8 protein-coding genes are annotated in these 9,841 nt (G+C 74.2%); 5 read left to right on the top strand and 3 right to left on the bottom strand.

Annotated features, from left to right (window positions below):
• A partial coding sequence (locus J0670_RS19195; protein WP_207812852.1) for a DMT family transporter occupies window positions 1-850 on the bottom strand: 850 nt, incomplete at its 3' end.
• Between the two features lie 235 nt (window positions 851-1,085).
• Between J0670_RS19195 and J0670_RS19190 the strand changes: the two genes are divergently transcribed.
• The 3 genes from J0670_RS19190 to J0670_RS19180 all read left to right on the top strand — a co-directional run bounded on the left by J0670_RS19190 (window position 1,086) and on the right by J0670_RS19180 (window position 3,997).
• Window positions 1,086-1,982: a LysR family transcriptional regulator gene (locus J0670_RS19190; RefSeq protein ID WP_207812853.1), complete on the top strand. Its 897-nt coding sequence runs from the start codon at window positions 1,086-1,088 to the stop codon at window positions 1,980-1,982.
• Window positions 1,983-2,001: 19 nt separating this feature from the next.
• Entirely contained in the window at window positions 2,002-3,042 is a 1,041-nt protein-coding gene (locus tag J0670_RS19185; protein WP_207812851.1) for a DUF2332 domain-containing protein, read from the top strand.
• 193 nt (window positions 3,043-3,235) lie between these two features.
• Window positions 3,236-3,997 carry a MerR family transcriptional regulator gene (locus J0670_RS19180; RefSeq protein ID WP_207812850.1) on the top strand — a complete coding sequence of 254 codons (762 nt, stop codon included), beginning with the start codon at window positions 3,236-3,238 and terminating at the stop codon, window positions 3,995-3,997.
• A gap of 74 nt (window positions 3,998-4,071) precedes the next feature.
• Here the strand turns inward: J0670_RS19180 and J0670_RS19175 are convergent, their stop codons facing one another.
• Both J0670_RS19175 and J0670_RS19170 read right to left on the bottom strand, forming a co-directional pair.
• Window positions 4,072-6,465, bottom strand: a complete 2,394-nt coding sequence (locus J0670_RS19175) for an FtsX-like permease family protein (RefSeq protein WP_207812849.1) — start codon at window positions 6,463-6,465, stop codon at window positions 4,072-4,074.
• A gap of 49 nt (window positions 6,466-6,514) precedes the next feature.
• Complete coding sequence (locus J0670_RS19170) at window positions 6,515-7,228, bottom strand: ABC transporter ATP-binding protein (protein WP_307806585.1); 714 nt, start codon at window positions 7,226-7,228, stop codon at window positions 6,515-6,517.
• A gap of 285 nt (window positions 7,229-7,513) precedes the next feature.
• Here J0670_RS19170 and J0670_RS19165 point away from each other — a divergent pair, with 285 nt between their 5' ends.
• Entirely contained in the window at window positions 7,514-8,965 is a 1,452-nt protein-coding gene (locus J0670_RS19165) for a histidine kinase (RefSeq protein ID WP_207812847.1), read from the top strand.
• Window positions 8,917-9,564 (top strand): response regulator transcription factor, encoded by a 648-nt coding sequence (locus tag J0670_RS19160; RefSeq protein ID WP_207812846.1) that lies wholly within the window; start codon window positions 8,917-8,919, stop codon window positions 9,562-9,564. Before J0670_RS19165 ends, J0670_RS19160 begins: the two co-directional genes overlap by 49 nt.
• Window positions 9,565-9,841 lie beyond the last annotated feature (277 nt).

Here is a 9,841-nt window from a genome sequence, read left to right as displayed (position 1 = left end):
CGACCGCCCGCACGGTCAGCTCCTCGCCGAGGACCAGGACGCCGAGCACGGTGGAGACGACGGGCAGCAGGTAGCCGACGGTGGCGGCACTGGTCGGGCCTTCGGTGGCGATCAGCCGGTAGTTGAGGTGGAAGGTGAGGCCGGTGCTGGCGACGCCGAGGACGGTGACGGCGGCGAGGCCGAGCGGGTCGGCGCCGGCGAGCGGGTTGAGCGGGCCGACCGTGGGCAGCGCGATCGTGCTCAGCCCGGCGGCGGCGGTGAGTTGGGCGGCGGAGAGGGCGAGCGGGGCGGTGGTGGTGCCGGTGGCGGTGCGGGTTGCGCTCCCGGTTTGGGTGAGCGCCCGGGCCATGTAGGCGTACGCGACCGCGTAACTGGCCGCCGCACCGAGCAGGGCGAGCGCCCCCGGGGCGGAGATGCCGCCGCTCTCCCGCCACGGGGCGAGGATCAGCAGCACGCCCGCGAAGCCGAGCAGCAGCCCGCCCAGGCGCAGCGGATCCCGGGTGCGCGCTCCGCCGGGAGCGCCCTCGGTGCCGAGGGCCAGGCCGATCAGCAGCGACCAGAGCGGGGTGGTCGCGTGCAGCACGCCGGCCAGGCCGGAACCGACGCTGCGCTCGCCGTACGCGGTGAGCAGGAACGGCAGGGCGTTGCAGAAGAACGCGGCTACCGCGAGCCGCCGCCAGAGCGCGCCGCCGCGCGGGAGGCGCTGCCGGGCGGAGCGGGCGAGCAGTAGCAGGACGGCGGCGCCGAGGGCGGCACGCAGCACGGTGATCTGCACCGGGGTCAGCCCGTGCTGCAGCGCGAGCCTGATCCAGAGGAAGCCCGAGCCCCAGAGCAGGGCGAGGACGGCCATCCGTAGCACGGTCGGGGCCTTTCCGGGTCGGTGACGGGTTGTCGGGTCGGTGACGGCTGTCGGGTCGGTTGGGTTGTCGAGTCGGTGGGGCTCCCTGGCCCCGAACCGCCGCAGCGGTGCCGGGTTTCCGGGTCGCCCTGGAGACGGTCGCGCGGCGAAACCCGGTAGCACAAGCGAAAAGTTCTTCACCAGCTTTAAGCTGAGCTACATGAATGCCCCACTGGACGTCCGACGGATGCAGGTGCTGTGTGCGGTGGTCGACCACGGTTCGGTGAGCGGTGCCGCCACCGCACTCGGCTACACCCCGTCCGCCGTCAGCCAGCAGGTGGCGACGCTCGAACGGGAGACCGGGACGGCCCTGCTGGAGCGGATCGGACGAGGCGTACGGCCGACCGCCGCCGGGCTGCTGCTCGCCGGACACGCGGCGGCCATCGACCGGCAGATCGCGGAGGCCGGTGCGGCGTTGGCCGACCTGCGGGCCGGGCGCAGCGGCAGTCTGACCGTCCGCTACTTCGCCACGGCCGGTGCCGCGCTGGTGGCCCCGGCGGTGGCCGCCTTCCGCCGGGAGTACCCGGGGGTGCGGCTCGACCTCGGGGTGACCGATCCGGAGGACCCGCTGACCGAGGTGCGGGACGGCCGGGCGGACCTCGCGGTGCTGGTCCGGCCCGAGGGGGCTCCGGGGGCGACGGGCCTGCGGCTGGTGCACCTGCGCGACGACCCGTACCGCGCCGTGCTGCCCCGGGGCCACCGGCTGGCCGCGCGGCGCGTCCTGGACCTGGCCGAGCTGGCGGAGGAGCCCTGGGTGGGCGCCGAACCGCCCGGGCCGTGCCGGGAGATCGTCCGCGGCGCCTGCGATGCGGCCGGGTTCCGTCCGGCGACCGCGGTGGACAGCTCGGACTACCCGACCGCGCAGGGCTTCGTCGCGGCGGGCCTGGGGGTGGCACTGGTGCCGGAGCTGGGCCTGGCGCAGCGGCACCCGGGGGTCTCGGTGCGCCGGCTGCGCGGCCCGGCACCGGTGCGGGCGCTGCACGCCGCCGTACGGGAGAGCGCCTGGGGGCAGCCGGTGCTGGGGGCGCTGGTCGCGGCGCTGCGAGTGGCGGCCGGCAGCCCGGCCGCACCGGATTCGGATTGAGGGAAAGGGAGTACGGACCATGGGCAGTGCCACGGAGGGCCTCTACCTGGCCTTCGCGGAGCGGGAGGCGCGCGGCAACTCGGCGGCCTACCAGGAGCTGGCCGAACGGGCCGCGGGGGACGCGGAGTTGCTCGGACTGCTGGACGGACTGCCGGCCCCGAAGCGACAGCCCAACCTGCTGTTCGGCGCAGTGCGGCACCTGGGAGGGCCGGTGACGGAGGGCTGGTCGGCCTTCCGCGACTGGACGGCGGCGCGCTGGGGCGAGGTTTCGGCGACGATGCTGGAGCGGCGGACCCAGACCAACGAGGCGGGCCGCTGCGCCACCCTGCTGCCGCTGCTGGCCTCGCTGCCGCAGCCGCTCGCGCTGATCGAGGTGGGCGCCTCGGCGGGCCTCTGCCTGTACCCGGACCGGTACCGCTACCGGTACCTGCCTGCGGGCCCCGCGTCGGGTGGACCCGGCGAGCCGGCGCGCGAGCCGATGCCCGAGCCGGTGCGCGAGTTCGGCGCCGAGGGCAGTCCGGTGACGCTGGACTGTGAGGTGAGCGGGCCGGTACCGATGCTCGACTCCCTGCGGGAGCGACTGCCCGAGGTCGTGTGGCGGGCCGGGATCGACCTCAACCCGCTGGACGTCCGCGCCGAGGAGGACATGCGCTGGCTGGAGTCGCTGGTCTGGCCGGAGCAGACCCACCGGCTGGAGCGGCTGCGCGGGGCCGTCCGGATCGCCCGTACCGAACCGCCGCTGCTGGTACGCGGCGATCTCAGGGCGACCGTACGGGAGTTGGTGGCACAGGCCCCGGCGGGGGCGACTCCGGTGGTGTTCCACAGCGCGGTGCTCGCCTATCTGCCGCCGGAGGCACGGGAGGAGTTCGGGGCGACCATGCGCGAGCTGCCCGGACACTGGATCTCCAACGAGGCCCTCTCCGTGCTGCCGACCGTGGCGGAGCGCCTCCCCCGCCCTGCCCCGACCGGCTCCGGGCTGTTCGTCCTCGCCCTGGACGAACGGCCGGTGGCCTTCACCGGGCCGCACGGGCAGTCCCTGGACTGGTTCGCCGACGCGTGAGCCATGGCCCTGGCCGGTCCTGGCCGTCCTGGACCGGCCCGGACCGGCCAGGGCGGTAGCCACCGGGGCTTGAAGCTGCCGCAGCGGCAGCTTCTACCGTCGTGACCAGGGCCGGAGGAACCGGCCCCGGTCCAAGCGAACGTGGACGTCGAAGGACGTGCGGACGTCGAAGGACGTGCGAGAGGAGACCGCCATGGCCTGGCCGATCGCGGAGGTCGCCCGGATGTCGGGGGTGACCGCCCGGACCCTGCGGCACTACGACGAGATCGGGCTGTTGCCTCCGGCTCGGATCGGCTCCAACGGCCACCGCTACTACGAGGAGCGGCAGTTGCTGCAACTTCAGCAGATCCTCGTACTGCGGGCCCTGGGTGTGGGGCTGTCCGAGATCGCCCGGATCCTCGGCGACCAGGTGGACGAGTTGGAGGCCCTGCGGGGCCACCACCTCCGGCTGATCGCCGAGCGCAACCGGCTTGACTCACTGGCCGCCACCGTCTCCCGCACGATCGCCGACCTGGAACGCTCCCGGAGGGACGGCACACCCATGACCAGCATCAACCGACCCGAGAACCTGTTCGAGGGCATCCAGCCCGCCGAGATCGACGAGAGCCTGCGCGACTTCCCCGAGCACGCCGAGGCGGCCCGGCGCGCCACCGCCGCGATGACCCCGGCCGAGATCGAGGCCGGGCAGCGCGAGCGGACCGCGCGGATGGTCCGTCTGGCGGAGCTGATGGCGGCCGGCCACCCGGCCGACGCCGAGCCCGCGCAGGACATGATCGACGAGGAGTACCGACTGCTCGGCGAGATCCGGACGGTCTCGGTGGAGGAGTACCTCGCGATCGCGCGCTCCTGCACCGAGAACGCGCAGTGGAACGCCGCGTACGAGGCCATCTCCCCGGGGCTGGCCGCCTACCAGCGCGCCGCCATGGAGGCGTACGCGACGGCGCGGCTCTCCTGAGGGCGCGGCTCTCCTGAGCCGGGCGGGGTCGCCCCCGCCAGAGGTGGCCCCGGGCCGGGGCCACCTCCCCGCCGTCACTCCGTCCGCAGTGCCGTGACCGTCCGGGTACGGGCGGCCCAGGTGGCGGGCAGGGCGGCGCCGAGCAGCGCCAGCACCAGGCCGCCGAGTATCAGCGGCCCCACCACCGACGGGGAGAACACGCTGAGGTCCACGTCCGGCACCCCGATCCCGGCGGCGCGGGCCATCGCGGGCATCACCTGGTGGTGCACCACGATCCCGATCGGGACCCCGATCAGCCCGGCTACCAGACCGCCGCCGCAGACCGAGGTGAGCACCATCCCGATCGTCTGCCGGGGTGACATCCCGAGCGCCTTGAGCACTCCGAGGTCGTGCACCCGCTCCCGGGTGTCCAGCAGCACCGTGTTGAGCACCCCCAGCCCGGCGACCACGGAGAGCAGCAGCGTGAGCGTTCCCGCCAGGGTGTTCATCGCCAGCACCACGATGTTGATGCCGGGCCCGCCCTCGTCGGCGCTCAGGCCCATCGGCTTCACGACCTCGTCCAGCCCGTCGGCGTAGGCCTTCGCGTCGGTGCCCGGGGTGAGGTCGATGTGGAAGGAGAGCGCCTCGGCGTGGATCGCGCCGCCGAGCGGCGCCAGCGCGGCCCGGTCCAGGAACACCAGGTCGTTGGTGGTCAGGACCTCGCCGGTGATCTTCGCCGGGGTGCTGCGGCCGTGGTCGGTGAGGGTGACGGTGTCCCCCACCTTCACCTGGTTGGCCCGTAGGAAGGCGGCGCTGACCACGACCTCTCCGGGGCCGTGGAACCACCGCCCGGAGACCAGCTGGAAGCCGCTCCAGGAGGCGTCGCCGCTCAGCGCCTCCACCTCGGAGCGCCCGGTGTTCCCGGCCACGGTGACCGGGGTCGGCACACTGCTGTACCAGGCCCGGGTTCCGGGGTGGGCGTCGATCGCCTTCGCCACGGCCGCCTCGTCCACGTGGTCGACGGGCACGGCGGAGCCCTCGATCGGCGGCTGCACCAGGACCTTGCCCGCGCGGTCGGCGACCAGGCCGTCCTGCAAGGAGCTCAGCGAGAGCGTCAGTCCGACGCAGAGGGTGACCCCGACCGTGCCGAGCACCACTGCGGCGGCGGTGGTCGCGGACCGGCCCGGTCGGTTGAGCGGGGACGCCAGCCCGAGGCTGAACGCTCGTGGCACCGGCAGTCGGCCGATCAGTTCCTTCAGCCGGGAGAGCGGGCCCGCCGCTCCGGCCCGAACCGAATCTCCGTGCTCGGTCGCCCGCTTGGCGCCCGGCGCCGTTCGGCCGACCGCGAGCGCCTCCACCGTGCGCAGTCGCCCGGCCCGCAGTGCCGGCACCAGCGCGGTACCGGCCACGGCGCCCAGGGCCACCACCGAGACCAGGACGTCCACCCAGAGTGGGATGCCCAGCAGACCGCCGCGCAGGGCCTTGTGCGCCATCCCGAGGACCGGCACGGAGAGCAGGTTGCCCCCGAAGACGCCGAGCGCCGTGCCGATCCCGGCGGGGATCAGCGCTTGGCCGACGTAGGCGCGCGCGACCTGGGCCGGGGTGAAGCCCAGGGACTTGAGGATGCCGATCCGCCGGGTGGCGGCGCTCACGGCGCCGCTGACCACGACGCCGATGATCAGCACCGACATGGCCAGACCGAGCGCCCCGAAGGCCGTGACGAAGGGGACGAAGGTCGAGGCCGTCCGGTTAGCCTCCGCCTGGGCGGGCCGGTAGGACGTCGCCTTGGTGAGCGCCCCGCCCGGCACCGCGGCGGCCAGCGCGGCCCGGTCGGCCTCCACCTCGGCGTCGGTCCCGGCCCGGGCGAACCGGTACAGGTACTGGGCGGCGGGCGCCGTGCCGGGCGGGGTGAGCCCGGCCACCTGCTCGGGGGCGATCCAGCCGTCCGCGCTCCAGGAGACCGAGGCGGCCAGACCGACGACCTTGAGCGTCGGCTGCCCGGGCAGGTCCGTGAACTGGGCGCTGTCGCCGACGGCCAGCGGGGAGTGCCCGTCCAGGAACACCACCTCCCCGGGGCCCTGGATCCAACGGCCGTTGGTGATCCGCAGGTCGTCCATCGGACCGCCCTGCCCCCGGCCGACCAGCGTCATCGGCGGCAGCAGACTGCCGGCTGACGGGAATCTGGTCCCCGGACCGGAGCGCGGCTGGACGGTGAGCGCCGGATAGGGGCCGGCCGAGGCCGACACGCCGGGCGCGTGGGCGGCCGCCGCGAGTTGGGCGGGGCTCGCCTTGGCCTGGTCGTACAGCACGTTGAGGTGCGCGCCGTGCTGGTCGGAGAAGGAGCGCTGGTACGGGCCCTGGGCGGCGACCAGCAGCCCGACCGCGAGGATGCACGCCATCACCGACATCATCGTGGTGAGCACCATGACCAGGGTCTGCACCCGCTTGCGGCCGACCCCGGCCCGGACCACCTTGCCGAGCGCGCTCATACGCCCACCTCTCCCCCGGTCGGGCCGGGCCGATGCCCCCACCGCCCGTTCATCGGCCACCACCCGGGGCCGGCACGGCCGCCGTGTCCCGGACCAGCCGGCCGTCGAGCAGTTCGATGGTCCGGTCGGCGCAGGCCTCGGCGAGCGCGGTGTCATGGGTGACCAGCAGGATCGTCTGGCCCTCCGCGTTGAGCCCCCGCAGCAGGTCGCGGACGTCGGCGGCGGAGGCGGTGTCCAGCGCCCCGGTCGGCTCGTCGGCCAGCAGCAGCGGCGGGCGGTTCATCAGCGCCCGTGCCACCGCGACGCGTTGGCGCTCGCCACCGGAGAGCCGGCCGGGGAAGGCCTTGGCGTGCCGGGCCACCCCGAGCCGCTCCAGCAGCTCCCCCGCCCGGGCGCGGGCGGCGTCCCTCCTCATCCCGGCCAGCTGGGCCGGGAGCAGCACGTTGTCCTCCACGTTCAGGTCGTCCAGCAGGTTGAAGAACTGGAACACCATGCCGATCCGCGTCCGCCGGTACTCGGCCAGCGCCGCCTCGCCGAGTTCGTGGACCGTCACGCCGTCCACCTCCACGCCGCCCTCGCTGGGGCGGTCGAGGCCTGCGACCAGGTTCAGCAGGGTGGACTTGCCGCTGCCCGAGCGGCCGAGCACGGCCAGCGCCTCGCCGGCCCGTACCTCCAGGTCGAGCCCGGCCAGGGCGGGGCGGGCGGCGTCGGATCGGTCGTACGTCTTGCTGACGCCGCGGATCCGGATGATCGGCGCGTTCACTGGCCCTCCACGGTTCGGGGTCCGGCACCGGGAGACCCGGGCCGGCTGACGGGACATGACGCTACGAATCGGCGGCGGGGTGCGGACAGCCGTCTGGACGGCCTCTCGGGGGTGTATCCAGATACACCCCGAACTGGGTGTTCAGGCCTAGAGCGTCGGACGTCCGCGGCGGGCAGACTGAGCCACCGAAAGATCGGAACCGGGGCCTGCGGAGCTTACGGGACCGAGGCTTCGAGGCCTCCGCACGGGGGCTCCGGAGGCTCCGGAACGGATAGGGGGCACGTCATGAGGACGGAAGTGACCAGCAGGGTGGTCCGGCGGGTGGGCCGGGCCTGCGTCGAGGGCGTACGCGCCTGGTACGTGGTGACGTTGGCCGTGACAGGGCTGATCTCACTGCTGGCCGGGCCGCTCCTGCTCGCCGCCGCCGTGTTCGGCCCCGATGAGTCCCGGTCGTCCTTGCCGGGCGGGCCGCTGATCCTCACGGTGCCGATGGGGCCGGTCGCCCTCTGGGCGCTCTGCTGGGCCACCGGGGGCGGCGGCCGGGCGGTCGGGGCCGCGCTGTTCGCCCCGGGCGCGCTCGCCGTGACGGCGGCCCATCTGTACGGCGGCGCCGCGCCCGGCGACCGGTCCATCTCGCTCTGGCTGGCGCCCTCACTGCTGGTGCTCGGGCTGTTCGGCGCGCGCTGGATCGCCACCGAGAGCCGACGGGTCGTCGAACGGTGGAGCGGGCGGCCGATCCCGGCGCCGTACCGGCGACCGGCCGACACGACCAGCCCTTGGCAGCGGCTGCAGTCGGGCGGCTGGCTGGCCGACCCGGCGACCTGGCGGGACTTCGCCTGGGCGCTCCTCACCGGCCTCGCCGTGCTGTTCACGGCCGCGATCGTGCTGCTGACCCCGATCGCCATGGAGGTCTTCGGCCGGAACGGGCTGCTCTTCCCGCTGTTCATCGTCTACGGCATGGGCGTCTGGGTGGCCCCGTTCGCGATCCTGTGGGCCGCCCCGCCCGTCCTTCGGGTGCACGAGAAGGCCGCCCGGTCCCTGCTCGGTCCGTCCCGGCGGGCCGAGCTCGCCCGCCAGGTCAGCCACCTGGCGCAGACCAGGGCGGACACCATCGACGCCGGGGCGGCCGAGCTGCGCCGGATCGAGCGGGACCTGCACGACGGGGCGCAGGCCCGGCTGGTGGCACTGGGCATGCTGCTGACCGTCGCCGAGCAGATAAAGCACGACCCGGACGCCCTCGGGCCGCTGCTGGCCGAGGCCCGGACGTCCTCGGTGAAGGCGCTGAGCGAGCTGCGGGACTTGGTCCGGGGCATTCACCCGCCGGTGCTGGCCGATCGAGGCCTGGCCGACGCGGTGCAGGCGACGGCGCTGGACCTGCCGCTGCCGGTCACCTTCACCGGTGGTCTGCCCGGTCGGGCTCCGGCCCCGGTGGAGTCGGCCGCCTACTTCGCGGTGAGCGAGCTGCTGGCCAACGTGGTGAAACACGCCGGCGCCTCGCACGTATGGATCGAGATAGGGCACAGTGGCGGGCTGCTGCGGATATCGGTCACCGACGACGGGCGCGGCGGCGCCGACCCGTCCCGGGGAACCGGCCTCAGCGGAACCGAACGCCGACTGGCCGCCTTCGACGGGGTGCTCGCGATCAGCAGCCCGTCCGGTGGTCCGACCATCGTGAACCTGGAGATCCCGTGCGCGTTGTCATCGCCGAAGACCTCTTCCTCCTCCGGGACGGGCTGACCCGGCTGCTGGAGGCCAGCGGCATGAAGGTCACCGCAGCGGTGGAGAACGGCGAGCAGCTGCTCGCCGCAGTGGCCGCCGACCGGCCCGACATCGCCGTGGTGGACGTGCGGCTCCCGCCGAGCTTCACCGACGAGGGGCTGCGGGCGGCGCTGGCGGCCCGCCAGGCCCACCCGGGCCTGCCCGTCCTGGTGCTGTCGCAGTTCGTGGAACAGCTGTACGCGCGCGAGCTGCTGGCCGGCAGCACCGGCGGGATCGGCTACCTGCTCAAGGACCGCGTGCTGGACGGCGCCCAGTTCATCGACGCCGTCCGGCGGGTCGCCCAGGGCGGTACCGCGATGGATCCGGAGGTGATCACCCGACTGTTGACCCACAACTCCTCGGCCGGCCCGGTCTCCACCCTCTCCCCGCGCGAGCGGCAGGTGCTGGCGCTGATGGCCGAGGGCCGTTCCAACGCCGCGATCGCCCAGCAGCTGGTGATCACCGAGCGGGCGGTCGCCAAGCACACCGCGTCGATCTTCGTCCGCCTCGACCTCCAGCCCTCCGACGACGACAACCGCCGGGTCCTGGCCGTCCTGGCCTACCTCAACAACTCCTGAAGGGAGCCGAGCCGGAGCCTCCGACCGTCACGCCACCCCGCCTCGGGAGAACCGCCTTGGGGGAACCGCCTTGGGGGAACCGCCTTGAGGGGCCTCGGACAAGTGGCGAGTGGCCCTCCGCCGCAGGGGGCTCGCCCGCCGCCGAACGGGTCAATTAGGCTGGTGAGGTGCTCATCCTTGTTCGCCGTCGCCACGTGGACCTGCTCCGCGTGACGAGCATGTCCTGTCGACGCTCCGGGGGCCGGGAGGCGGTGACGGCCACCCCCGGTCGACCACC

Source organism: Streptomyces sp. FH025 (genome assembly GCF_017427025.1).
Taxonomy (GTDB): Bacteria; Actinomycetota; Actinomycetes; order Streptomycetales; family Streptomycetaceae; genus Kitasatospora.
This window is presented reverse-complemented; position numbering and strand designations above follow the sequence as displayed.

What these genes read in the sequence shown, in the direction of transcription:
- J0670_RS19190 (WP_207812853.1), top strand. Translation starts at nt 1,086, where the DNA reads ATGCAGGTGCTGTGTGCGGTGGTCGACCACGGTTCGGTGAGCGGTGCC.
- J0670_RS19185 (WP_207812851.1), top strand. Translation starts at nt 2,002, where the DNA reads ATGGGCAGTGCCACGGAGGGCCTCTACCTGGCCTTCGCGGAGCGGGAG.
- J0670_RS19180 (WP_207812850.1), top strand. Translation starts at nt 3,236, where the DNA reads ATGGCCTGGCCGATCGCGGAGGTCGCCCGGATGTCGGGGGTGACCGCC.
- J0670_RS19175 (WP_207812849.1), bottom strand. Translation starts at nt 6,465, where the DNA reads ATGAGCGCGCTCGGCAAGGTGGTCCGGGCCGGGGTCGGCCGCAAGCGG.
- J0670_RS19165 (WP_207812847.1), top strand. Translation starts at nt 7,514, where the DNA reads ATGAGGACGGAAGTGACCAGCAGGGTGGTCCGGCGGGTGGGCCGGGCC.